23 protein-coding genes are annotated in these 23,335 nt (G+C 40.5%); 10 read left to right on the forward strand and 13 right to left on the reverse strand.

Annotated elements, in window-relative coordinates:
- Window positions 1-67 precede the first annotated feature (67 nt).
- From ACFQZI_RS06635 to ACFQZI_RS06650, 4 genes are all read left to right on the forward strand, one after another.
- On the forward strand, window positions 68-376 hold the full coding sequence (locus ACFQZI_RS06635) for a helix-turn-helix domain-containing protein (RefSeq protein WP_377140083.1): 309 nt from the start codon (window positions 68-70) through the stop codon (window positions 374-376).
- Window positions 377-487: 111 nt separating this feature from the next.
- Window positions 488-694 (forward strand): DeoR family transcriptional regulator, encoded by a 207-nt coding sequence (locus ACFQZI_RS06640; RefSeq protein ID WP_377140085.1) that lies wholly within the window; start codon window positions 488-490, stop codon window positions 692-694.
- Between the two features lie 36 nt (window positions 695-730).
- Window positions 731-1,171, forward strand: coding sequence for a MauE/DoxX family redox-associated membrane protein (locus ACFQZI_RS06645; protein WP_377140088.1), 441 nt, complete (start codon window positions 731-733; stop codon window positions 1,169-1,171).
- 149 nt (window positions 1,172-1,320) lie between these two features.
- Window positions 1,321-1,647 carry a hypothetical protein gene (locus ACFQZI_RS06650; protein WP_377140090.1) on the forward strand — a complete coding sequence of 109 codons (327 nt, stop codon included), beginning with the start codon at window positions 1,321-1,323 and terminating at the stop codon, window positions 1,645-1,647.
- Window positions 1,648-1,693: 46 nt separating this feature from the next.
- Here ACFQZI_RS06650 and ACFQZI_RS06655 read toward each other — a convergent pair whose 3' ends face one another.
- The 4 genes from ACFQZI_RS06655 to ACFQZI_RS06670 form a co-directional block, all read right to left on the reverse strand.
- The gene (locus tag ACFQZI_RS06655; RefSeq protein WP_377140093.1) at window positions 1,694-3,073 is read right to left on the reverse strand and encodes a RagB/SusD family nutrient uptake outer membrane protein; all 1,380 of its coding nucleotides are present in this window, start codon (window positions 3,071-3,073) and stop codon (window positions 1,694-1,696) included.
- A 12-nt stretch (window positions 3,074-3,085) separates the two neighbouring features.
- Window positions 3,086-6,283 (reverse strand): SusC/RagA family TonB-linked outer membrane protein, encoded by a 3,198-nt coding sequence (locus ACFQZI_RS06660; RefSeq protein ID WP_377140095.1) that lies wholly within the window; start codon window positions 6,281-6,283, stop codon window positions 3,086-3,088.
- Window positions 6,280-6,870, reverse strand: coding sequence for a TlpA family protein disulfide reductase (locus tag ACFQZI_RS06665; RefSeq protein ID WP_377140098.1), 591 nt, complete (start codon window positions 6,868-6,870; stop codon window positions 6,280-6,282). Before ACFQZI_RS06665 ends, ACFQZI_RS06660 begins: the two co-directional genes overlap by 4 nt.
- A 101-nt stretch (window positions 6,871-6,971) precedes the next feature.
- The gene (locus ACFQZI_RS06670; protein WP_377140100.1) at window positions 6,972-7,253 is read right to left on the reverse strand and encodes a hypothetical protein; all 282 of its coding nucleotides are present in this window, start codon (window positions 7,251-7,253) and stop codon (window positions 6,972-6,974) included.
- Window positions 7,254-7,569: 316 nt separating this feature from the next.
- On the opposite strand from ACFQZI_RS06670, the gene ACFQZI_RS06675 reads away from it, so the two are divergent.
- The 5 genes from ACFQZI_RS06675 (at window position 7,570) to ACFQZI_RS06695 (ending at window position 12,880) form a co-directional block, all read left to right on the forward strand.
- Window positions 7,570-7,794, forward strand: coding sequence for a helix-turn-helix domain-containing protein (locus ACFQZI_RS06675; RefSeq protein ID WP_377140103.1), 225 nt, complete (start codon window positions 7,570-7,572; stop codon window positions 7,792-7,794).
- Between the two features lie 279 nt (window positions 7,795-8,073).
- Window positions 8,074-8,298 (forward strand): helix-turn-helix domain-containing protein, encoded by a 225-nt coding sequence (locus ACFQZI_RS06680; RefSeq protein WP_377140106.1) that lies wholly within the window; start codon window positions 8,074-8,076, stop codon window positions 8,296-8,298.
- Between the two features lie 166 nt (window positions 8,299-8,464).
- Complete coding sequence (locus ACFQZI_RS06685; RefSeq protein ID WP_377140109.1) at window positions 8,465-10,066, forward strand: DEAD/DEAH box helicase; 1,602 nt, start codon at window positions 8,465-8,467, stop codon at window positions 10,064-10,066.
- Between the two features lie 17 nt (window positions 10,067-10,083).
- Window positions 10,084-11,928, forward strand: coding sequence for an ATP-binding protein (locus ACFQZI_RS06690; protein ID WP_377140111.1), 1,845 nt, complete (start codon window positions 10,084-10,086; stop codon window positions 11,926-11,928).
- Between the two features lies 1 nt (window position 11,929).
- Complete coding sequence (locus tag ACFQZI_RS06695; RefSeq protein ID WP_377140114.1) at window positions 11,930-12,880, forward strand: phospholipase D-like domain-containing protein; 951 nt, start codon at window positions 11,930-11,932, stop codon at window positions 12,878-12,880.
- A gap of 60 nt (window positions 12,881-12,940) precedes the next feature.
- On the opposite strand, the gene ACFQZI_RS06700 is transcribed toward ACFQZI_RS06695, so the two are convergent.
- From ACFQZI_RS06700 to ACFQZI_RS06730, 7 genes are all read right to left on the reverse strand, one after another.
- Window positions 12,941-14,047, reverse strand: coding sequence for a phosphoadenosine phosphosulfate reductase domain-containing protein (locus tag ACFQZI_RS06700; protein ID WP_377140118.1), 1,107 nt, complete (start codon window positions 14,045-14,047; stop codon window positions 12,941-12,943).
- Window positions 14,040-17,258 (reverse strand): hypothetical protein, encoded by a 3,219-nt coding sequence (locus ACFQZI_RS06705; protein ID WP_377140121.1) that lies wholly within the window; start codon window positions 17,256-17,258, stop codon window positions 14,040-14,042. Before ACFQZI_RS06705 ends, ACFQZI_RS06700 begins: the two co-directional genes overlap by 8 nt.
- Complete coding sequence (locus ACFQZI_RS06710; protein ID WP_377140124.1) at window positions 17,249-18,112, reverse strand: DUF4007 family protein; 864 nt, start codon at window positions 18,110-18,112, stop codon at window positions 17,249-17,251. Before ACFQZI_RS06710 ends, ACFQZI_RS06705 begins: the two co-directional genes overlap by 10 nt.
- Before the next feature lie 236 nt (window positions 18,113-18,348).
- Window positions 18,349-18,774 (reverse strand): hypothetical protein, encoded by a 426-nt coding sequence (locus ACFQZI_RS06715; protein ID WP_377140131.1) that lies wholly within the window; start codon window positions 18,772-18,774, stop codon window positions 18,349-18,351.
- 8 nt (window positions 18,775-18,782) lie between these two features.
- Complete coding sequence (locus ACFQZI_RS06720; protein ID WP_377140134.1) at window positions 18,783-19,118, reverse strand: penicillin-binding protein; 336 nt, start codon at window positions 19,116-19,118, stop codon at window positions 18,783-18,785.
- Window positions 19,119-19,161: 43 nt separating this feature from the next.
- Window positions 19,162-20,223, reverse strand: a complete 1,062-nt coding sequence (locus tag ACFQZI_RS06725; RefSeq protein WP_377140137.1) for a DUF932 domain-containing protein — start codon at window positions 20,221-20,223, stop codon at window positions 19,162-19,164.
- 24 nt (window positions 20,224-20,247) lie between these two features.
- Entirely contained in the window at window positions 20,248-20,748 is a 501-nt protein-coding gene (locus tag ACFQZI_RS06730; protein ID WP_377140140.1) for a DUF1281 family ferredoxin-like fold protein, read from the reverse strand.
- A gap of 313 nt (window positions 20,749-21,061) precedes the next feature.
- Here ACFQZI_RS06730 and ACFQZI_RS06735 point away from each other — a divergent pair, with 313 nt between their 5' ends.
- The gene (locus ACFQZI_RS06735) at window positions 21,062-21,622 is read left to right on the forward strand and encodes a hypothetical protein (protein ID WP_377140143.1); all 561 of its coding nucleotides are present in this window, start codon (window positions 21,062-21,064) and stop codon (window positions 21,620-21,622) included.
- Between the two features lie 79 nt (window positions 21,623-21,701).
- Here ACFQZI_RS06735 and ACFQZI_RS06740 read toward each other — a convergent pair whose 3' ends face one another.
- Together ACFQZI_RS06740 and ACFQZI_RS06745 are read right to left on the reverse strand one after the other, a co-directional pair.
- The gene (locus ACFQZI_RS06740) at window positions 21,702-22,061 is read right to left on the reverse strand and encodes a nuclear transport factor 2 family protein (protein WP_377140146.1); all 360 of its coding nucleotides are present in this window, start codon (window positions 22,059-22,061) and stop codon (window positions 21,702-21,704) included.
- A gap of 352 nt (window positions 22,062-22,413) precedes the next feature.
- Window positions 22,414-23,328, reverse strand: coding sequence for an NmrA/HSCARG family protein (locus tag ACFQZI_RS06745; protein ID WP_377140149.1), 915 nt, complete (start codon window positions 23,326-23,328; stop codon window positions 22,414-22,416).
- Between the last annotated feature and the right edge of the window lie 7 nt (window positions 23,329-23,335).

Genomic DNA, 23,335 nt, shown 5'->3' on the forward strand with positions numbered 1-23,335 from the left:
ACGCTAAAACCTTAACTTGTATTTTATTACTTTTGCTTATAGGAATAATATCATCCTTATTAAATAAATGCAAAGTATAGGCGAAAAGATCAGGATAAGAAGGATCATAAAGGGGTACAGCCAGGAATATATGGCATTCATGCTGGAGATCTCACAGGCGGCTTATTCCAATCTGGAAAGAGACGAAACGGAAATGACGATCAGGAGGGTATATGAGATCGCAGAGATCTTTGAAATATCCCCCTATGAACTGATGCCAAAACCGAAATTCGGCAGTGGAATCAATTATCACCGCATCATGGAAATGATGAATGATCTGCGCAGGTCCTTTCAAACAGGCATCAAGCCAAAAAGATTCAGCCATCCTGTACTGTAACTGGTTGCCATAGTGACACTTTGAAGCTGATTTTCAGTTAGTTTATAAGCTGGGCTTATAGTTTTTTGTCATCCTTACCGCCAATTTCACCTGACAAATGGTAGAGGTGTTATGGACTACAGATCATATGAGAAAAGGCTGGACTATATTCTGGAACTGATCATAAAGAACAGGTTCCGCACAGTTGAGGATGCTGCAGTACGCTTTGGATGCAGCACACGCACGATCAAACGCATGCTCAACCATCTCCGCGACCGCGGTCATGATATCCAATATGACCGTCTTCAAAAAAAATATTTCCTGAAAGAAAAAGAGTGACAAGTTCTGGCACAAAGGCCATTATACCTTTATTCCATGCTTATAAAAAAAGGAATAACGGAGAATTTCATAAAGGTCGCTACCGGACTCATTGCCTTGCTCTGGCTATATGCGGCGATCAGTAAGCTGATCGATCACGATCAATTCAAAGTTGCGATGTCTAAGCAGCCTTTTCATCCGGTCATACAAAATGTACTCGTTTGGGCGTTGCCGCCAGTGGAAGCTTTGACCGGTGCAGCGCTGCTTACGGACAGGTTTGTCAAACCAGGTATCTGCCTGTCAGCTATCATGTTCATCCTGTTTACAGGTTATATCGCCATGATCTTTTTACGGTTCTTCGGACACATTCCCTGTTCCTGCGGGGGGCTGATCGAAAAGTTTGGCTGGAAATTCCATTTCTGGTTCAACCTTACATTCCTTGCACTAAACCTGATCATCATAACAAATTACCAGCGAAAGGAGTCCGGTGACATTTAGCAAGTCTCACGAAAGAACGTTTGGATAAGGGAGTTTATCGAAGCGAACAGGAACTGCCGAAAACCTGCAGACAGAGTAGGCACAGTTATAACATTAAATTACACTAAAGTTTTTGAGCTGTTTTTTGATCTAATAAAGCAGCACATCACATGAAAAAGTTAATTATCCCTGCTGTTGCGATCGCCCTGGCATTTGGCACAAGCGCTTTTAAAGCAACTACAACAACCAGTAATTTCTTTAAATATATTGGCCCGTCCGCAAGGACATCTGCCCAGGTTCAGGACCTGAACAATTACGCCGCGCTGGATGTCAATCCTTGTATCGATAACGGTAATGTCTGCGGCGTCACCTTGACGACTGCTAAAACAATTGGTCAAGCTCCGGCATCAAGCGAGTTTAATGTTCAGAAAGCCAACTTGTGGAGCTCTCAGCAGAGCCATACAGCTGCTAACGCTGCGATAGGTATGGAGGAATAACCTCTCCGAATTAAACAACAAAGGGGGCAATCGCCCCCTTTGTTGTTTAAGGATTTTGCGGCAGACCGCTGATGTCCACAGCTTTCTGATCGATCAGAAACACATACCGGGCACCATTAGGAGCGAGGTCAAAAGTGGTACCTCCAAGCTTTCGGGTCAGTGTTTTTGCAAACTCCGGTTCAAAATTCAGCCTGCGCAAGTCTGACCAGCGCAGGGTCCTGAATGGCAATTCTTTTCGTCGCTCCTTCAGGATCGTAGCCAATGCCTGTTTTTGATCAGTTACCACATAAGGAACATACGTTCCTTTTTTCCACCTCGTCACAAGAAGCTTATTTAAAGCGTCGACCCCCTGCTGAACATCACCACTCCGTACAGCGGTTTCCGCTTTGATCAGATACAATTCATCGGTAGCGATACCAGTGAAGGGACTTGTTCCGGTAACGCCGGTGTATGTTCCCTTAAATGCAAAAGAACCGTTGGCATTTGCCTTGAATAAAATACTTTTCCTCAGGTCTGATGCCGCATAAAAACTGTAAAGTATGGTATCAATTCGTGCCCTGGATTGTGTCAGTGCCGACGCCCCTAAACCTCGGGCATCGTAGATCACTTCATCATTAAACTGCTTGAAAGGAAGCGAAGCCGTAGTACTCAGCTTTGTATAGTCCAGTAAAGTACTATAAAGCGCAAGGGCGGAATCCGCGTACAAGCCTGCAGTTTTATATTCCCGCATTGAAAGATAAATTCTGGCCAGCATTCCATAAACCGCAGGTTTACTCGCCCTGTATTTGACGTCCGGAGCTGAAGGCAGCAGGGCAATGGAATGTTTCAGATCAGCGATCACCGAGCTGTAAGTTTCGCTCAGGTTAGAACGCTCTGGTTTGATCCCTACATCTGCAGTCTTGCGCAATGCTATACCTAGATCAGCACCGGCGGTTTGAGCATTGTAGGGCTTCGCGTACAATTGCGCTAAGGCGTAGTGATACGAAGCTCTTATAAACAGCGCGTTTCCTTCCAGTCTATTGCGGGAGATCTCATCCCCGCCGGAAACCCGGGGTAGCGATTCAAGGATGACATTGGCAAATTCAATTCCCTGGTAAGGAGAACTATAGTCACCGACAAAAAATGGTGATTTCTGCCAGCTGTAATAAAGCCGTTGCGCTTCTGCCGTGCTGTTAAAATCCGCAGCTGTCAGATAATAGTCGTCAGAGGCAACTTCAGATGCGGAAGGGTATCGGGCATTCATGGTGCCGTATCCGTTTAAAATACCCTCCAGGTCATCAATCGTTGAAGGTGTAGAGATCGACAGATCGGGCTTCGCATCTAAATATTTGTTGCAGGATACCAGCATAGATTGCAAAATGAAAAAGGGCAATGCTATCGCTATTATATGCCGGAGAGACTTATTTATAAATTTCAAAGTTTTCATATGTTTGATATCTTAAAGGGTGACTTTCATGCCTGCGGAATAAGAGACAGGCGGTTTAAAACTGTAAAGCACATCCGGATCAAGACCAGCCTTGTTTGCCTTCCAGAGCATTACATTAAGCTGATTGGCGAAGAGGTAGAATTGAACTGACCTGATACCAAATATTGGCCTTGCTGGTCGGATATCATAGCTCAGATATATTTCCTGTAATTTAATATTGTCTGCTTTTTCCACATTCACAGAGGCATAATGATAAAAATTGTCTCTTGAAGCATTGCCGGGATATATGAACGAAGGCGTATTGGTAGTTTGTTCATCGCCCGGATTTTGCCAGCGCTGCTCATAATCTGAATAGCCTGTCCCGCTTCTGATCAGGCTGGAATAATCTGTTGTTGGTTTCCGGAAGTAGTAGCCGAAACGGTAGGATAAATTAAAGGCCAGTGAGAATCTCCGCCAATCCAGCGTATTGCGTAAATTACCGAATATGGTTGGCAAAGCTGAACCACTGATCACCTGCTGATCCAACGGGGTTTGCATGATCGCGTCATAATCCTTGCTGACCGCACCATTAACGTAACCCTGCGGATCACCGGTCTGGGGATCAAGCCCTGCCCATTTATAACTTACAATAGCGTAGGGGTTCTGGTTTAACAGCGGTAAAATAAAGCCACCATCGCTCACAAATCCAGCGTCTGTAAGTGGGTTAAGGTTTTTCGTGGTTTTGAAATTCACCTTACTGAACAGCAGCGTGGTTCTCCATTTCAGTTCACCATCCAAATTGATCGAGTTTAGTATGATATCTGATCCTTTAGTAAAAATACTGGCCGAATTGCGGTTACCGCTGATAAAACCGACCGTAGGGTCAAGTAATGCACTGCTGATAAGGTCGTCCGAGTGTTTAGTATAATATTCGAATGACCCTGTTAATCTTCCATCGAAGAAACTAAAATCCAGACCGGCATTCAAGGTTTTCACCTGCTCCCAGCGAAGGTCCGGATTTGGCGGAGCGCTGACACTTATGAATGGTAGCCTGATCGGGTTAAGTGTGGCCGGCAGGTTCTGTATCCTTGTTAATGCGGATTCATTCGGTGATAGGTTACCACTTACACCATAAGTGAGCCTTAAAGCGAGTTCCGGCAGCCAGGCAATATGATAAAAATGTTCCTGATTTATTCTCCACAGCCCGCCGACAGACCAAAGGGGTACTCCCTTCTGATTGGTCTTTACCCCAAATAGATTGGATTCATCCCGTCTGGCAGAGGCAGTTAGAGTATACTTGCTGTCAAGCGTATAGGCTGCATTAGCAAAGTAAGATACGAAACGGTTAAGATAGGCTTTATACAATGTACCATCCTGAATGTAACTGTCTCCGTTGATGCCATCGTACGTTGGATAAAGATGGGCATAATCCACAGGAATCGTCGTTAACGTATTTGGATCATACCCGTAAGTCATAAAAGAAGACGAACTTGATCTTGATTCGCGGATCTCAGTACCGGCGATCGCGGTTAGCCTGTGCCGCTGATTCCATAACTGTTCATAGCTTAGCTGTCCACGGATAGCCTGCTGTCTGCTAACCTGATCAGCAGAATTAAGGATCGCTCTTCTGAGAACGGCATAGAAGGCGCTGGTTTCGCTTAATTGGGTAAAAGTGTTAATATAGTCACGTGTAGAAAAACTATTCAGATTCTGCAGGTTATCAGCTGATGACCAGGATTGCTGGTATTGGTATTTAATATCAGCTTTAAGCGGGTTCATGATCTTATAAGTCATTCCTGCGTTTAGCAGCACGTCAGTTGTTCCTGACTTGTTATCATTATTGACCAGTTCCTGTAATGGCCTATATTTCCAGTCGAGCAGGCGTCCCTTTCCGGCCGTATCAGTGAAGGCTTTGCTGTATTTCAGATCAATGGCCGCTGGAGAACCATCGCTGTTAGTAAGAGATGCATAGGGGGAAAGAGAGGTTTGACCATACCGGTAGGAGCCGAACCCACCCGGGCTGTTGCTGGAGGAATTACTCCTGGTAATGATCACATCAGTACTCAGCTGCCATTTTTTAGTCAGGTCGATCAGATTATTTGAACGTAAGGTCACCCGGTCATTTCCATTACCGCGCAAACTGGAAATATCCTTGTCGTAACCTGCGGAGATCAGGTATCTGATGTTTGCGCCTGAACCAGTCAGGTTGAGATAATATTGCTGATCTGCAGCATTTCTGTAAATATATTTCTGGAGGTCATTCCTCACATCTTTTAAGCGCAGTCCTGCGATCTGCTGTTCAGCCTGGGCCGCCGTTATCGTACCATTTCTTGCATCGTTCAGCAAGGATACAACCTGTGATGTTGCCGGAAAAGCAGGATCGGTAAACAAATTGTCATAGTAGCCCTCACCAAATATCTTCTTTTCAAGATCGATATAACTGCTCACAGGTATCTCATCGGCAGAGAAAAGGTTGGGTCTCCGTTTAAATGTAAAATTCGAGTTAAAGGCTACCTGCAGAGGCTGGTTCAGCTTTGCTTTTTTCGTATTGATAACGATAACCCCGTTTCCGGCTCTTGCTCCCCAGATGGATGACGCAGCGGCATCTTTCAAAACTGTCATACTTTCGATATCGTTAGGGTTGATATTATTGATGTCTCCGGAGTATGGGAAATTATCCAGTACGATCAGCGGGCCCGCCGATTCGATATTGAGTGTGCTTAGGCCTCTGATCTGTATAGTTTGCTGGTTCGGGTCACGACGGTCGATCTGCAGCCCGCTTGTCAGTCCGTCGATCCGGCTGATGATATCTGTACCAACCCGCTGATTTAGTAATTGATTGTCCAGTTTATAAAATGATCCTGTTGCGCGTTCCTTGGGGATGTCCTGATAACCGGTACTTACTACTACTTCTTTTAATTCACTAACCAGAGGTTCCAGTGTTATCCGCAGGATGGAAGATAACTTAGGGTCGATGATGGCAGATGCAGGTTTATAACCGATATAATTTACAATAAGAGTATCAGTCCCAAAAATTTGAATTTTGAAATGCCCTTTTTCATCTGTCACTTGTTGGGCATATTGATGCTTAACTTTTACTGTAGCGCCGGAAATTGCCTGACCGCCTGCGCTCTTAACCTCGCCGTAGACCACCACGAAATCCTGAGCGCCCGCACATAAAGCGCTGCTTATAAGAATCAAACAAGATATAAGGTATTTTAAATTTTTCATTGGTATGCCCTTCTTTTTGCATTTGCAGGCCTATTGATAATGCGCGGCGTGACGTTAATTTTTTCGCCCGCCAAAACCTTGTCAATATTTGCTTCGATCGATTCACCAAGCTTCGGGATCGCTACAATAGTTCCATCCGGACCGATCCAGACCGAAAATGGTACGCCATAGAAGTCGAAATTTCTTGATATGATACTGTCACGGAACACGATCGGAAGTTTGAAAGGTTTGTCCGACCAGGAATTCATCCGATCGATCACGATCTTCATGCTTCGGACAGTTTCATTATCGCTGGATGGATTGACCAGGAGAACCTGCAGCTTATCCTTATAGCGGCGCTGAAGTGAGTCAAGTTTTGGAAACCCGGCTATACAACTGCCGCAAAAGGAATTCCACATATCAAGGACAATCATTTTTCCCCTGAAATCAGAGATCCTGGCGGTTTTGCGATTCCAGTTCATTATTTTTTTTATCTCGACATCAGGCATTTTATCGCCGACTTTGAGGTAAACAGGTTCAGTTTGAGCATGGGCAGCCACCTTAAAAAAAAGGCATAGCAAAGCCACTGAGCATATTTTTAGCTTCATTTTAGTTTAGTTATTAGATAAAAAGGTTTGATTAATTAATAAGACTGGAAGAAGCTTATTCTCCGGGAGAAATGAGCAGAGCCCAGGATTGTACAGGATAGCTATTCATGTTCTTCTCCTTCCTGCTGGTTATTCAAAGCCCCGTTCGCCTGGTGTAATATGTAAGCCGCGGCCACCAGGTCTGTTAACTGATCGAAGAACAGGGCGACTTCTTCATCGGTGACTTCACCTTTAATTGTGCATTCCTTTGTCGCCCAGCATTGGAACAATTTCCAGAACATCACCTTTGCAGAATCGGGCGTACGATCTGCAAAAAACTTCCTTACCTCATCTTTAAAAGATAAGGAAGGTTCAAAATCATGTTGTTGTATTACCGCTTCCATCGTTCAAATTAATTAACGGTAAGTCGGTCAATGATAAGCCATAGGCGTGGACTCAACTTGCCGGATTTAGAGGCCCTGAGAAGCCATGCAACACGACAAGAGAGCCCACACCTATGGCTAAAGCTATGGCGTGGGCAATTCACTAGTCGTCCCGTTGCTAAAAATTTCTCAGGTTTCTAAATCGAGACTAAAGCGAAAGCTTATATACTGTAAATAAGTTTCGCAAAACAAATATAAATAATAATTACAATTGTACACCTATTGGTATACAATTTTTTGCGTTTAAAAAAGCATATTCGATTCTAAATTCAATAAATTGGAGAGTTATCAAAGTGTAAAAGAAAAATTTGGAATTCATTTAAGAACTCTTCGTACAGAGAAAAAACTTTCTTTAAGGCAATTGGCTTTAAAAGCAGATTTAAATCATGTAAAGATCGGGCTTATAGAATCTGGGGCAACCGATTTACAGTTGACGACTATTTTCAAACTTGCTAAAGGACTGGAAATTGAGCCAAAATTACTTTTAGATTTTAAATTGTAAAAACTCTACTTAAGCTCTCATCTAAATTTATTGACGAGGTAAATTATTAACCAAGTGATAAGAAGGGCAATTCCATAAAAGTATTGCTTAAAATAACTATTGCTTGATACTTTATTACCATTGCCAGTCTCAGTTAGTTGATTACCTTTTTTATTGTAAACTTTCCCTCGTCGCATTATTGGGCATCTAATTTTTAAAAAACCAAATATACTTGGTGGTGATATATATCTCACCACATTTAAGAGTAAAAAAGACAACTTTCGTATTTCATAATTTGAAATGCAAAGCGAAAGTCATAAAGACATACTTATAAAATTTGGAGCCCATCTCCAAACGCTGCGCAAAAAGAAAAATCTATCTTTAAGAAAACTTGCTTTAAATTGTAATCTTGATCATTCTGTAATAAAAAAGTACGAAAACGGTGATCACAATCCAAGTTTGATTTCGCTAACTGAACTGGCGCTGGGTTTGGAAATTCCGTTGAAAGATCTAATGGACTTTTAATATCGACAGCTAAAATCTTGGTGTTATTTTTTTAGTTGATGGTTTTAATTACCATTTTAAAAAAAAGTATTTACGTAAAATGATATTGCATTAAAACTATAGCAATTGAAATAGAAAATTATATTATTTTAGGGCCTGGTTCAATAAACCTGAACAATCACAATTGATGAATATAACAGATGTTCTTAGCAATCTTGAAGAAAGTGCTTATCAGGAAATGTTAGGCAAAGAAGTAATTGGCACTCTTAAAACTTTAGACAGCTCATACTTATATCCAGAGAACCTTAGAAAAGTTCTGATTAATACATTCACGCATCAAGCTTTACTAATTAATAAAGTTTCGCGAGATATTATCATCAATTCACTTTCACTCAATGAGGCATATGAACTCGGTAAACAGTTTAATCTTCCTGAGACCAACGATGTTTTCGAAAAGCTTACTGCTATTAACTTTAAAGGCACTTCGTTAGAAAAACTATTTGAGTTTTTTGGTGAAATTATCATTCCAGATGTGCAACCTGATTGGGTAGCTTCAACAAATGTTCAGGTTGGGTATCCGCTTTATTATTATCAAAGAGATGTTCTTAGAAAGCTGAAAACATTTCTGACTAGTGCAAATAATAGGGCGTTACTTCATATGCCGACAGGCTCTGGTAAAACCAGGACTTCAATTAGTTTTATCTGCCGACATCTTGTTGATCAGCCAGAAAAGAATGTAATATGGTTTGCGAACACAAAAGAATTACTTGATCAAGCTTACGACGAATTTTATAAAGCTTGGGCATTTTTGGGTGATCGCGAAATTACTGCAATCAAATTTTGGGATAAAACAAATATTGATTTAAAGGAAGTTAAAGGTTCTTTTATAGTGGCCGGGCTTGATAAAACGTACCAGCTCCTAATGCGGGATCTTCAGGCGATGAGCATTTTTGCCGCAAATTGTTCACTTGTCATAATGGATGAGGCCCATATGGCCATTGCGCCTACCTATCAATTATTAATTGAAAATATTATTAAAGGCGGAACAGGCTTTATTGGACTTTCGGCAACCCCAGGTCGAACCTGGAATGATCCTGAGGAGGATCAGAAGTTGGCGGATTTCTTTTTCCGTCAAAAAGCTATGCTTAAAATTCCAGGATATGATAATCCCGTAGATTATTTGACTGATGAAGGTTATTTGGCGAAAGTTACAAATACTCGCTTGCTTAGAGAAGTGGGGATTAAACTTTCTAAAGAAGATATTGAATATTTAAAATCTAATTATGTTTTGTCACCCTCTGTATTAAAAGCCATATCGGAAGATCGTTTGAGGAATATGGCCATTATAAGCAGAATTCAATCTTTGGTGAAAAATCATAAAAGGATTATTGTATTTGGTATTACTAAGGATCATGCCATTACCTTAAATAGCGTTTTGACTGCGGTTGGGTTAAATTCGAAAGTTGTAACTTCCGAAACAAATTCGGTTGAACGTTCTAAAATCATTGCCGACTTCAAAAAATCAAGAGTTGATTTTCCTGAGCCAATGATTCTTTGCAATTACGGTATTTTGACAACAGGTTTTGACGCTCCAGAGACTAGTTGCGCTGTGATTACTCGGCCAACCGATTCATTAGTGCTTTATAGTCAAATGGTAGGTAGAGCAATAAGAGGAATTCGATCCGGCGGCAATATGGAAGCTGAAATTGTTACTGTAATAGATCAGAATTTGCCAGGCTTCAGCGAAGTTGCCGACGCATTCATTAATTGGGAAGATGTTTGGAATTAAAATTTATTAAAGAATATATGGATCATTCAATTGTACCGGTACAGCTCGTTGTAAAATCAATGAGAGACAACGGCTATAAAAATACGGCTTATGCAATAGCCGAACTAATTGACAACTCAATACAACACGGGAGTTCTACAGTAGATCTTATTTGCCTTGAGCATGACGAATTAATTAATATGCGAACGGTATCGCGAATTAAAGAAATTGCCATACTCGATAATGGAAGTGGCATGGATGCCGAGACCCTGCAAAAAGCATTGCAATTCGGCAACGGTACTAATCTCACTAAAGAGGCACAAGTAAGTATTGGTAAATTTGGAATGGGTTTGCCTTCTTCATCAATTTCACAGGCTGTAAGGGTTGATGTTTGGACTTGGCAACATGGATACCAATGGGCTTTACATTCTTATATTGACGTCGATGAAATAAGTAACGGGACGCTCACTATGGTACCAGATCCAGCTCAATCACCGATTCCAAATAAATATATTCAAATAGCAGAAAATTTAGGCGATTCGGGAACTTTGGTTGTATGGAGCAAACTTGATAGATGTTTATGGAGAACCGGAAAGACCATTATCGAACATTCAGAATATTTAGTTGGACGGATGTATAGGAAATTTATAAATTCTGGTAAAGTAATTATAAATGCGACAGTTGTTAGAGAAGCCAATTTATTAAACCCTGAATTTACGACATCTTTTTTGGCAAATGATCCGTTATATTTAATGGAGAATACAAGTGTATCCAAATATTTGGCCACCCAAAGTTTGCCTGATCCGATGTTTTTTAAGTATGGCGGTGATGATGACTTTGAAGTAAAATACCCAGTGAAATATCGTGGCGAAACACACATTGTTTACGTTCGTTATTCTGTAGCATTTGAAGCCGCTCGTAAAGGTAGAAATCCTGGTGGTTTACCCCATGGTAAACATGCTGGAGGTAATGTCGGGGTTTCAATACTGCGTGCGGGAAGAGAGTTAGATTTAGATACGTCATGGATTATTGGTTACGATCCCGTTGAACGCTGGTGGGGGGTAGAAGTTGAGTTTCCGCCTGCATTGGATGAGGTATTCGGTGTAACTAATAATAAACAGTATGCAAATAATTTCCGGGAATTAGGAGCCTTAAACCTTACTCAGGAGTTAAGAGACCGAAATCAAACGATTTTTGAATTTAAAGAAGAACTTCTGGCAGAAGATGACCCTAAGGCTTTTTTAATTGATATTGCAAAAGATATTAAAAACCAGTTAAGCAATATTCGCAAAACATTAGATGCTCAACAAAAACGATTAGAAAAGGAACCCTCTGCTACAAGACATGATGATCAAACTGATTTGGGAGCAGAGATTCACGCCTCTGAAGTTACGGAGTCGCGGAAGGAAGATGGACACGTGACGCCAAACGATAAAGAAGAGTCTTCCACAACTGATGAAGAAAAGGAGAATGCTCTTGCAACAATCCTTGCAGATGATGAAAATGTGGAGGATCCTTTACAATTGGCGAAAGAAATTCTGATTGAGAAAAGTATTAAATATCAGTTTATCGAGTCAAACTTTGAATCAAATGCTTTCTTTACAGTATTGCCAGTAGCAGGAAAGATTATTATAAAATTAAATACATCTCACCCCGCATATAACCAGTTTGTTGAGATATTAAATGACACGATAGATCCGGAAGCTACTTCGACAAATCTTCGTCAAAGACTCACTGAAGCAAAAACAGGTTTGAAACTTTTGTTGATGGCTTGGGCTCGTTATGAAGACGAACAGCCTGTGGGTCGCTTAAAGGATGCTGTGAAAAGTGCTCGACAAGATTGGGGTAAAATGGCTAGTGCTTTTATGTCTATTGAGGAATAAGATGCTGTTTAAAAACGGTGTACAATTAAGGTCAGAGCTACTCAATTTCCTAACTAACCAGGAAGAATGCCATATTTATGTTCCCTACATAAAGCTGGAATCTCTGAAGCCTTTGATTGAAGCTAAAGAAAATGTAAAAATGGTTGTGGTGCGATGGGAACCTAGAGACCTTATCGCGGGGTCTTCCGATCTTGAGGTTTATCCTTATCTTAAAGAAAGAGGAATTACATTGTATAGAAATCCAAGATTACATTTAAAAGCCTTTGTCGCAAATTATGAGCGTGCGTTTATAGGAAGCGCGAATATTTCTCAACGAGCACTTAATTATCCTGAGAACATAAATTACAACTATGAGCTTGCATTAGTAGATCAACAGCTTGACCTCTCAGATAGGCTATACTTCAACATGATTGAAGCTGAAAGTATTTTGATCACCGATAATATTTATGATCAGATAAAATTACAGTTGCCTGAGAAAATCAAAACATTTCCCAAAGAGGCTGATTTCAAGTTTGAAGTTAATTTTCCGGATAAGGGGTTTTCTATAGCTTCGCTTCCAATGACCTACAGTGTAGAAACATTGCATAGAATATATCAGACCCAGGAATCAATACATAAAATTGAATTAAACTGCGCTATGCACGATTTAGCGATTTACAGAATACCACTGGGTTTAGAAATGCATGCATTTGAAAAGGAACTAAAATCAAAATTTTTTAATCACCCGTTCATTAGATCGTTTCTAGAGTATGTAGATACTGAAGAACAAGTATTTTTCGGTGGTGCAAAAGATTGGATCCATCGCAACTGCTCAGACGTTCCAACCCCCCGTAAATTTGAAATAACTGAGAATATTCAAATCTTGTATCGTTGGATTACGAAACTTAGTGATGGAATTTATAAGGCTGATCGCCCCAATCACTCAGAACGGCTTTATCGTGTTTCTTCCTGATATAAATTGGATGAGATATTTGAAGAATGTAAACTGGACTGCTTTCACAGTCCAGTTTTGTTATATAAAACAAGAAGCGCAGCCAATGCCTTCTTCTTCGTCCAGAATGTCAAGCAAAAAATTGGACTGCTTTGATGTTACCTTTTCCATCTTCTTAGCATAATCATTTTTAACTTGGCGCATTCTGTCAGGAGTAATTAACTCCTCTAAGCTTTCATTTTGCATCCAGGTGTAACCATCTTTCTCATATGTCATTGCTTTTCTATACATTTCTGGGTGTTGCTCATACAACCATATCCATTCGATTTTCTGCTGATAAAAACAGAAATAGCAACCTGATCGGCTTCGTGCATAAGAAGAAGTTTTTCCATCGACCTCGAAATTGATTTTTTTGTAATAAGCTGGCACACCCACACCGCTTTCCTCTAAAATTCGAAAAATGTCGTCTCTTACAAGATTTTCCTCGTTTTGCAATAAGGGGAAATAGGAATCATCACGGCCTAATGGGTAATCAGTAGTTTTTAAATAAGAATAAATTAATTGATTAGTTTCTGCTACACCAATATCCAAAAGTTGATTTAACTTTTGATGTTCATGATACGAAATACTTAGAGGCTTAAGTAGGGTTTCCTGGAACAAGTTTTTTCGACTACCAACGCCTGCTGCATCTAACCAGGTAAGATTTTCTTCAATTTTATCATTTGCCAAAAACTTTGATATTACATCTTCACTCCAAATGTTACGTCTAAATGGGAATATAGATTGAATGCTAGTTTTGTGACTGATATATCCTTCACGATCCTCATCACCACGAATGCCTACATATGACACTACCGGGTCATTACCAACATACTTTTCAAACGGTTCAAGCTTTAACTTTTTCGTACACCATCTTGCATTTGATGACGGTAGAAAGCCACCATACATACTTAAAAAATGGTCAAATGGATCTTCATGACTATTTTCTGCTGCTTTCAATATCTCAATACTCTTACCAAGATAAACTTGCAAATTTGTGATTAGATTGTAGGTCTCATCCAATTCTTTTCCAGTGTCACTTGAATAGTATTCTATATCCATTAACGGATATAGGTTTTTTAAATATATAGCCAGGGCAGCGCTGTCCTTGCCACCTGAAATTCCGAGTACATGCCTAACCTTATTCATTATTTAATAATTTATGTAGGAGTTTTGTCAATACCAATTTGTTAACTTCGTTATCTGCAGAAAGCTGATTGTAAAGCCGGTTTATTTCTTGATCAGCAACTGCAGCTTTCTCATGAGAAACTCTAATAATGTTCTTTTGCGGAGTAGCGCCGAAGGTTATAAATTGCAAATTATAAACCTGTTCTTTTTCCTCATCAACTTCAACAGCTGATAATTCTGTTAAGCTATCAAGATCTGCAACCATGGTTTTAAATGAGTCATGTAACGTCACTTCATCATCATCCACTAAATTTTCCAATTGCTTGTTCACCAGGCTTTGAGCCATTGAACTTAACCAAGCTTTATTATCATCTAATAAGGAATCTAAACGCTGCATGAACGTTTTTTGCTTTGGAAGTAGTAAATGCCGCTTGAGACCAATATAGCGATGCTGTAGTTTAGATCGATAAACTTCAAATTCTACCTGATTGTCTTCAAAAAGGATATCGTGTTTTATAAAAGCTTCAAAGCGATCAACCAATCCATCAAAACAAGTGCGAATTTCTCTTATCGCATTTTGTAAAGTTTGGATATAGGAAACAAGCAATTCTGAATTTTCATTCAATTGCTGTATGTCATAACCTAGAGCCGCTGGAAACGCTTCGAAAAAAGTATGCTCGGGATCTTTTGATTTCGAAATCGCTGTTCTTACAGCTAATGCAGTTTTGGATATTCTATTTGTTTGTTTAGCATACTCGGGCAGTGTCCGATAAAACACTAAAAACGGTTTGATGGTCTCAATAAATGATGTGGTACCAACAACCTCTTTGGTCTCTTGATTTAAAAATGTTCGGTAACTATTAAATATATCTAACCGAACTCCTTCGACATCGAAAGCTTTAATTTGAAAGTCCCTTGGTTTTTTAGATATAAGTTCTAAAGTATCGGCACTTATTACAGGTAAAAATGATCCATCACAGTATAAAGCAAAATCATTACGTCTCAAGAATAAATATGATGGGATCCAAAAATCTATAAAACCTTGCTTTAGTTTGAATGGCCGCTGTGACAATATTTCAATAAACGCACTAAGTGGTCTCGGCTGCTTTTTGCTCGCTTCTAAAAATTTATCACTTGCTTGAACCAAATCATAAAAGCTGTCACCGGGTTTAAGAGCTTCTCTTATATTTTCTCGAACAGGAGATAAACCATTGTCGAGTAATAGGGATCTGAAAATCATTTTTTCCGGGGGAAACAAGTGTGCAGGTATCCCTAAATCCGGCTCGTTCCAATTCTGTACAAGGCCACGAAAATAATTCTTTTTCGCTGTATGAATTGCACCTGAAATCTTTTGTTTATTTACAAGTTCGTTTCTAAAAATTGGAGCAGAGCGATATACGTTATAGCAAACTTTTGTTAATAATTTATTGAAGGATTTCTTTGTATTAACCGGCTCCAAAAGGCCATTCCAATACCAAAAAATATCTTTAGACCCTGTAAATAGATTATTTAAAATATAGTGGTTTAGTAACATTTGCTGATGGGCTGCAATGCTCTCTAACTCCCGTTTGGCTACCTTATCATTCAAGTTTTCCTGAAGTACCTTTTTTGTTTTTTCAAGTTCAAAAAGCAGACTCTTTATTTCTTTAGCATTCTTGTAGAATACGTAAATGTTTGCCGATGGTTCTTCTTCATAAATGGCCTTTAATTGCGCTTCATCTGGTGCATTGAAAATTAAATGAATAAATCCATCTATTTCAGCATTTGGTGCCAGCGCTTGTGGAAATTCAGAAATTTCAAATTGAAAGTATCTGCTACTTCCGTTTGTATACGAGTATTCTTTTGCAACAACAGGTGCGAATTCAAAATACCGTTTAAGTACAGTTGGTATATCTGATATTTCTGAAACACGATCGCCCGCCTCGATCAACGCCAATTCAATATCGATTTCAGCTTCTTCAGATAAAACAAATCGTTTACTGTGCTTTCTATAACGCACAATACTTTTGGCAGTTAAATCACTGATAAGCTTATCTGCAACAGGTATTCCTAGGCACAATTCTGAATAGCGTTTCAAGAATTGTTCGTCAAACACCGAGCCGGCTAATGAAAATATATTGAGTAGGCCAATGGTCTTAACGATTTTGAGATAATCTTCTAACTGAGTTTCAAAGCTGTTTTCTACCTGTTCAATAGCTTGTCTTATAGCTGCCCAAGACGCAGAGTCGGGGTTGTGTTTAGAATGCAGGTAGCCATAAAAATGATTGCTAATATAATCGAATACCTGCGCGATGCTATAAAAAGGATCTTTTTCTGAAGGTTTAAAATTACTAATCGCTGTGTGATCGGTAGACTCTAAAAAAGAGAAAAGTGATCTCTCGTTTTGTCCATAACTTTGTAGTGCTAATGTTAAAACGTTTGCGGCTAAAAGGTCAAGCGGAAATAATTGCAAAGCAATATCTTTAGCATAAGTACCTTTGAATGCCTTTGTATTTTCAAAGATAGTAAGTGCTTCTTTTACATTTTTTGGAACCCCATTACCTACGCGCGCTTTTGCAATATGTTCGCTAGCAAGATAAAGCAATTGTTCCACCGGTTCGTTGAAAGTTAATTCCGTAAACCGTCCTTTTACTTTTGTCCATTCCTGACGGAGGTTTTTACTCAACTCGTAAGAATACGTTTCAAAACTTTGATGAACGGTGGTCATCAGCAAAATTCTATGCCGGGCGTTATTAGCAAATTCTGCGAGCTGCTGCAGAAAATACAATTCTTTCTCAGGTTCATTTTTGGATGCGTATTCTAGAAATTTACCCATCTCATCAATCACAATAACTAGCAATGGTTCGTCGCCTTGTAGCTGATGATAACGATTAAATAACTCTGACAGGACGTTTTCAACCTGGTGCTTCTCAGAATGAACATCAAGCTCATTAGCGAACGCTGAAATGATGGATTGATAGCTACCAACCAACTTTACAAAACTGATGTTGTTTTTTCTAAATTCAGGAATTTGGAAATACTTCTTATCTAAAATTAACGTTTGCTCAAAAGCATTTAAAAAAGCTGATTTACCGGTACCGTAAGAACCAATAAGATTGAAAGATCGTAAGCCTTTATTAAAGTCACCCTGCAATTGCTCAACTATCCTTTTTGCATTTGGCGTTGCTATATAATTTAAAGATGCATTACCATCTCTAATAATATTAACTGATGGAGAAAATGTTACTTGCATATTGATAAATCTAATACGTTTAGGGGATTTGACGGCTTTTCTTTAAATTGTATTTCTTTCACACCTGCTTGATCATTATATGTGATCCATGGATAAGAGCTAGTTAACATCTCAATTTTATCTAACAATTCTTGACGAGTCAATGCAAAAACGTTACCCGGTCCATCTTCATCATGCTCTAGCGATTGTAAGCTAATCGAATAACCATAACGGTCGTTATCTAAAATGGAGTATAACAACACCTCCGGCGAAAGCGTTGGTCGTTCACCCTGGTCTATGTAATAAACACCTTTCTCTTTTGTTCGTAATAATTGCAGTTCAGATAAAAGTCCGGTAAATGAATCCTCGCTCAATTTTCCATCTTCAGATTTTTCCAGATACATTTTTTTAAAAACGTCAAAATCGTCGGCGACAGTTTTAATATTCACCTGCTCCATTTTTCTTAACGCAAAGGCAATAAATTGATCCTTTGTAAATTGTATTTTTTCCTTTCTGAACTCGTTGAAAATCAGGCTATATATAGATGAAAAATTTGTCTTTATTAAATAGTAATGCAGTAACCAAAGGCTTTGATCATCTTCCAAATAAGGATCGAAGCCGTTATTGTCGAATAGAAAATCCGCAAAGGCATTCGGCGTTTCATCTTCATTTAGTAATCCAAATGATTTCAGCCAAAATTTTATTGACGTGAGCATATTCTTTCCAACCCCTAACAAAACAGTCGCATCGGGATCATTAAAACTGCGGTGTTGCTTTAGATGATCGAATCCTTTTTTCAACCACATTTGTCTGCAATGGAAGCTTTCGTGTCCAGAGAAGGTATATTTCACAGCCTTACTTTGATTTTGTGCCATATAGTTAATTCTAAAAAAAACTAAGATAAACTATTATTGACTTAATTGCTAATTAAATTAGCAATTAAGTTAAATTCGATACAAAATAAACATTAAAATATCTATTGATAGAATTAAAAATTAACAATTTATTAGTTCTCAACTATGTTGCTGTAATAGAGAATATTTTTTTTATTACTGAGTGCATTTCCTGTTGTAATTTAACAGCAGCTAATTACTACGAATAGTAATCATTTTCAAAACCACAATATGTAGTTGTCAAATGATGTAGACTTTGCATCTTTTAAAGTTATGTACTCTCCGCAATGATCCATTCCTTCAGGATCGAGCAATTGATATTTATTCTTTCCATATTTAACGATTTTGAATGGTATCATTTTTAGAAAAGAATCTATGTATTTATAAAGATCTTGCAATCCAATAATTTGTCTTGTTTGAAATATTGGAGCGGTTTGACCTGAAAAATGATGACGTTGTATAGTGGTATAAAATGACCCTCTTCTCAATTCATCATGTAAAGTAAATCTCTCACTTATATACATTTTACATATTATATCATAAGAAAAATATTCAGCTGTAAACAACATCTCGTCAGATACATCTGCTGTGAAGGTAATCGCGCGAAACTTAGCATTTAAGCTTTCCAATAATTCTTTTTTCATATTGTTTACTAGTTTTTTATCGCGTTTAGATAAGCATCATACCTTTCTGTAATATCTTCACCCCGTATGAATCTGTCTTCCCCAGAATTAAAATCTTCCTCAAAAAATGAAACCCTCTTTGTGATAAGGTTGATCTCATAGCGGTACGTGGCATTGATCCGCTGTTCGTTCATAGTGCAATGCTCACGAATAAGTATCAATTCCTTTTCAGGATCGCTCAATCTTAAAAGTGGCAGGATCAAATTTTCGACTATATAGCCTTGTTCGGGAGCACTGCTGCTGTCGGCAACACATTTTGTCTTTTTGCCATTGGTTAGTATGATATGTAAATTTGAACGTGTCATGATATGTATGTTAAAGTGAGGGGGATCGCTCCCCCTTTAATAATTAGTTAAAGCGTAAAGTATCTGCGCCGTGAATTGCAAATTCTTTGCAAAGGTTGAATGCAGTTTGTCCCCTTAATTTTGCAGTTCCTTCAATGATCGATCTGAATTTTGCCTCGTCATCCTTGTATTTCCGCACATTTTGAAAATAGCCGGTCACTGCATTATAGGCACCGAATACGGTACCGCCGGTTGTTGCCATTTGCTGGCTCGGGCTGCCTATAGCGTATTCATAAACCTTATCGATGATGTTCGTATAGTTAGCAGATAATTCATCCATCGCCCCGTTATGCAGTTTTTGCAATACCTCTTTATTAGGTGCCAAAGCGATCTGGACCAGTTTTTTGACCTGCGCATCAGTTATCCGCACTTTTGCCCAGTGATTGAAGATACTTTCCAGTTCAGCTGACAGATCGCTGCTGATCCCCATTAAAGTGTGCGCTTGCCTGATACGGTCATTAGCTGACGATGTGTGGCGAATTTTGATGGCATTACTATGATTTCCTAAAGCTGCATTAAGCGTGTTGTTGCAAACGACGCGGATCGGAGTGAAGGCTGCAGTTATGCTCCCGAAGCCATTATGCGAGGTGGTAAGGAACAAGTATTGTTCGATGAGGTCTTCTTTGCCCACACGAATGTATCCTGGCAGTTTAGCAGTAATAAATATGCGTTCGCCTTTGCCGAGTGCACCCGCCGTTTCATACAGGATGCCATCACGGCCACCAACTATTGCATCAAAGAATTGAAAGGCATCTACATTCTGTACGATCTCATAATCCTTGCCTACGACACCTAATACGTCCTCAGTATCTATGCGGACGGTGGCATAGTAGTTAGGAACATTGACCTCGGGAATGATCGTATCAGTTTCCCCGTAATGGTTTTCCGTATCGTAGGTAAATAGCGGTCGTTTCTCGACTTTGTAATCAAGTCCCGCGAACCTGATCGCTTCTTCGCTGGTCGGGTAATGCTCGACGATCTTGCCGAGACCGTGCCATGCTTTTTCCTTTACGCTGAAAAAACTGTATTCATTGTTCTGCTGATTATAATTAAGATGATGTGCCATGATCTGTATTTTAATTGTTGATGGTTATTGTTCGTTATTGTTATTCAGTTCTTGTTGTTTGAGAGTTGCCTTTTTGCGTTCCAGCATGGTTGACAGGATATCCTCGCTGCTTTCGTAGTTTCGGTTCTCGAAGCGGTAAGTGCCGTTGTCTTCGTTGTATTCATACTGGCCGATATCATCTGCATCAAGGTCGATCTCGGTCAGTTCACCGTTCAAAAAGGAAGCCTCGCCAAATACGCCGTTGCTTATTTCATCATAGCTGTAAGTAAAGCCAACGTTATATTCCTCAGCGATCTTTACCAGTACCTGGGTGTTAGGAGCCCATTTCGTCTGATAATAAAGGTGGTCGTCCTGCCAGACGATATTAAAAAAATAGCCACCATTCACTTCGTTAATGAAGGTGGGTAGCTGTCCACGTCCCTCATTTTTTTCTTTAAATGCCAGCGCCTGAAATGACGCTTTTACCACGATGAGTTCATTGCGTTCTCCAATGAACTCTACTCTGTTGTTACACCAGTTTGCCATACTTTTTAAATTTTTGATCTGTTAAACTTTTTTTCTTTTTTGCCAGCCTCTTCTTTATGTTTTTGGCGATGAGTGGAAAAAGAAAGCAGCAGTATGTGACCGGTTGCGGGAAAAGGAAACGGAATAATTGGAGGGGACCCTTTGGGGAGGCGGCCGTTTATGCTGTAGTCTTTTCCTCCTAAAGAAAGCACGGTCACGAACTTAGCTGTGCTTTTGGCCCGTTCGGTGAAAACAGGTGAAGGCGGTAAGCCGGAAGAAATGCTAGGAGATACTGATCTGTAAATACTTTACGCCGGGAGGATGATATTTGGGTATGGAAAAAACGATCAAAAAAACGAGAATGATGACCTCTTACAATGTAACCGCAGGGGAAACTGTCATTGCCAAAGCGGATTGCTGGCCAGTCGATGAACCTGGATCAGGGTATGTCATAGAGATAGTGCCTTACGAAGGACAGCCAGAGCGCGCAGGTATCTTACTAAAGGAAAGAGATATGTGGGATGATTTTTACGACAGTGAAGAAAATAGTGAGATCCCACCGGAGATCGAACAGATCAGGTATCTGCTATCAACAATGATCTCAGATCCTCAGCAATTGCGGGAATGCTTGAATATTCGCAGGAGGAATGACGTGTTCGATATTAAAATAGAAAAGCAAGAATACTTTTTCAATCTTATCATGATCTGTCAATATTCTTGTGATGTAAGCGGAAATAAGACGGATAAAGGAATTTTTATTTATGATTCAGAAGAGCACGATACCTGGCATTTCCCGTTAGGTACCCTTGATACAGAGATCTTGCGGATAATAGATCCTTCATTGATCATACCCGTGACGACCCGTTCTAATGACCGGAAAACAAACGATCAGTAACCACGTCTTAAAAATTATTCTCCGCAGATATGCGGAGAATATGTAAATCATTCTCCGCAAGATTTTGGCAAAGTATTAATCAGGATCTTACCTCAGAAACAAATGCTTTCAGCGCAGCCATCTTGCCTTCACGGAATTTCCAGACATCGCAGTACTCAGATGTGACATATTTACCGCTTTCATCTTTTAATGTAATGCGGCCGACGGCTACCACCTGGTCGCCATCGCCGATCAGTTCTTCAACATCGAAATCGGGAGATTCATTGTAAACAGACTTCATGTATTCACGTACGGCTTGTTTGCCGTTCAGTATCTGATCACCTACGAATTCCCAGACCAAATCTTCGGTGCATAAGGATAGAAATCCTTCGTGGTCGTTCTTGACAATATATTCGTTCGCTTTTAATAGAATCGATTTATTAGTTTTCATATTCAACATTTGAGCTTGTGCACTGCTATAAAACGAAACGTTCTGCAGCTTGTTTGATATTAAGAAGACCCCTGTTTAACCAGTGTAATCAGTTTTCAGGTTCCCACCCGGTCTTTTGCCCCCAATGCAAGTGCCCTTCAGCCGGCAGGCGCGCAGGAGCGGCCAGGTGAAGCGCAGCGTACGGTCCGCCCCGGGTATGCGGGTGGCTGCCGGCGGAAGGGCTCTTGCCGGCGGCCCGGGATCTGGAGAAGAAATGCAGCGAAGCGAATGGATGAACCTGATCTGCGGGCCCTGCATCAGGGATAACAGCGGCATCCTTCGGAGAAGATACAGCGGATAGCCCGGCCGGAACGGGATGCCATCAGCGGATATGAACGAAAGGAGATCTTTTGCTGTTACCGAACTTTGTGCTCAGGTATTCGGCCATGGTCAGCGGATCTGCAGGCAGCATGTGGTAAGCCCCCGGCGGAGAGGTATCTCTGTGCAACAAGAGACCCTGCTTCGTAAAAAACCTCCGCATATGATAAAAACGTGGCCTGAACAAACGGAGGAGTAACTCATTAGCCGGTTCATACCTGAATACCCGGCCCTCAGAAACTTCCGATGCCCATTTCGCCAGCTCATTACCGCTAACGAGATCTCCGGCCAGGATGATCTTTGTATCGGCGAATTCATCCGGTGATGAGAATATTTCCGCCACTGAAGCACCGATATCGCTTAAGGCAACATAAGGGATGAACGAGTCGCCGGCGAACCTTCCCTTTATTTTATTATCGCTGATACTCATCAGCGGTGTGCCGATATTCTCCATATACAGGGCAGGCCTGACGATGATACAGCCCGATAGGTTCCGGGTAAAAAGGTCCTCGATGATCAATTTGCTATCCACATAAGGAACTCCGGAGATACTCTCCGTTATATTCAGGATAGAACTGCAGATCACATGCGGTACAGCGGTTTCCCGGCAGGCCCAGATGATGTTCTTAGCCTGCCTGATCTCCATCCCGGGATCAAAGCGGCCCTTGTCTGAAGACCAGGGCTGGGTGACGCAAAAGACCCCCTGCGCACCCCTGAATGCCTCACGCAGGGAGCGCATGTTCAGCAGATCCGCTTTCAGGACCTCCGCACCCAGATCAGCAAGCGCTTTAGCCGCGGCGGAGCCGGGATCGCGCGTAAGCGCGGTCACGGACCAGCTGCCGCTTTTCAGCAGGGCAGCCGCAACAGCACCACCCTGATTTCCGGTGGCACCGCAGACGACTATTTTGGGGCATCGCATGAGTGGG

The organism is Mucilaginibacter lutimaris (genome assembly GCF_042676625.1).
Taxonomy (GTDB): domain Bacteria; phylum Bacteroidota; class Bacteroidia; order Sphingobacteriales; family Sphingobacteriaceae; genus Mucilaginibacter; species Mucilaginibacter lutimaris.

Excerpts from the sequence above, each read along its gene's own strand:
- ACFQZI_RS06635 (WP_377140083.1), top strand. The coding sequence starts at position 68 with ATGCAAAGTATAGGCGAAAAGATCAGGATAAGAAGGATCATAAAGGGG.
- ACFQZI_RS06640 (WP_377140085.1), top strand. The coding sequence starts at position 488 with ATGGACTACAGATCATATGAGAAAAGGCTGGACTATATTCTGGAACTG.
- ACFQZI_RS06645 (WP_377140088.1), top strand. The coding sequence starts at position 731 with ATGCTTATAAAAAAAGGAATAACGGAGAATTTCATAAAGGTCGCTACC.
- ACFQZI_RS06650 (WP_377140090.1), top strand. The coding sequence starts at position 1,321 with ATGAAAAAGTTAATTATCCCTGCTGTTGCGATCGCCCTGGCATTTGGC.
- ACFQZI_RS06655 (WP_377140093.1), bottom strand. The coding sequence starts at position 3,073 with ATGAAAACTTTGAAATTTATAAATAAGTCTCTCCGGCATATAATAGCG.
- ACFQZI_RS06660 (WP_377140095.1), bottom strand. The coding sequence starts at position 6,283 with ATGAAAAATTTAAAATACCTTATATCTTGTTTGATTCTTATAAGCAGC.
- ACFQZI_RS06665 (WP_377140098.1), bottom strand. The coding sequence starts at position 6,870 with ATGAAGCTAAAAATATGCTCAGTGGCTTTGCTATGCCTTTTTTTTAAG.
- ACFQZI_RS06670 (WP_377140100.1), bottom strand. The coding sequence starts at position 7,253 with ATGGAAGCGGTAATACAACAACATGATTTTGAACCTTCCTTATCTTTT.
- ACFQZI_RS06680 (WP_377140106.1), top strand. The coding sequence starts at position 8,074 with ATGCAAAGCGAAAGTCATAAAGACATACTTATAAAATTTGGAGCCCAT.
- ACFQZI_RS06685 (WP_377140109.1), top strand. The coding sequence starts at position 8,465 with ATGAATATAACAGATGTTCTTAGCAATCTTGAAGAAAGTGCTTATCAG.
- ACFQZI_RS06690 (WP_377140111.1), top strand. The coding sequence starts at position 10,084 with ATGGATCATTCAATTGTACCGGTACAGCTCGTTGTAAAATCAATGAGA.
- ACFQZI_RS06695 (WP_377140114.1), top strand. The coding sequence starts at position 11,930 with ATGCTGTTTAAAAACGGTGTACAATTAAGGTCAGAGCTACTCAATTTC.
- ACFQZI_RS06700 (WP_377140118.1), bottom strand. The coding sequence starts at position 14,047 with ATGAATAAGGTTAGGCATGTACTCGGAATTTCAGGTGGCAAGGACAGC.
- ACFQZI_RS06705 (WP_377140121.1), bottom strand. The coding sequence starts at position 17,258 with ATGCAAGTAACATTTTCTCCATCAGTTAATATTATTAGAGATGGTAAT.
- ACFQZI_RS06710 (WP_377140124.1), bottom strand. The coding sequence starts at position 18,112 with ATGGCACAAAATCAAAGTAAGGCTGTGAAATATACCTTCTCTGGACAC.
- ACFQZI_RS06715 (WP_377140131.1), bottom strand. The coding sequence starts at position 18,774 with ATGAAAAAAGAATTATTGGAAAGCTTAAATGCTAAGTTTCGCGCGATT.
- ACFQZI_RS06720 (WP_377140134.1), bottom strand. The coding sequence starts at position 19,118 with ATGACACGTTCAAATTTACATATCATACTAACCAATGGCAAAAAGACA.
- ACFQZI_RS06725 (WP_377140137.1), bottom strand. The coding sequence starts at position 20,223 with ATGGCACATCATCTTAATTATAATCAGCAGAACAATGAATACAGTTTT.
- ACFQZI_RS06730 (WP_377140140.1), bottom strand. The coding sequence starts at position 20,748 with ATGGCAAACTGGTGTAACAACAGAGTAGAGTTCATTGGAGAACGCAAT.
- ACFQZI_RS06735 (WP_377140143.1), top strand. The coding sequence starts at position 21,062 with ATGGAAAAAACGATCAAAAAAACGAGAATGATGACCTCTTACAATGTA.
- ACFQZI_RS06740 (WP_377140146.1), bottom strand. The coding sequence starts at position 22,061 with ATGTTGAATATGAAAACTAATAAATCGATTCTATTAAAAGCGAACGAA.
- ACFQZI_RS06745 (WP_377140149.1), bottom strand. The coding sequence starts at position 23,328 with ATGCGATGCCCCAAAATAGTCGTCTGCGGTGCCACCGGAAATCAGGGT.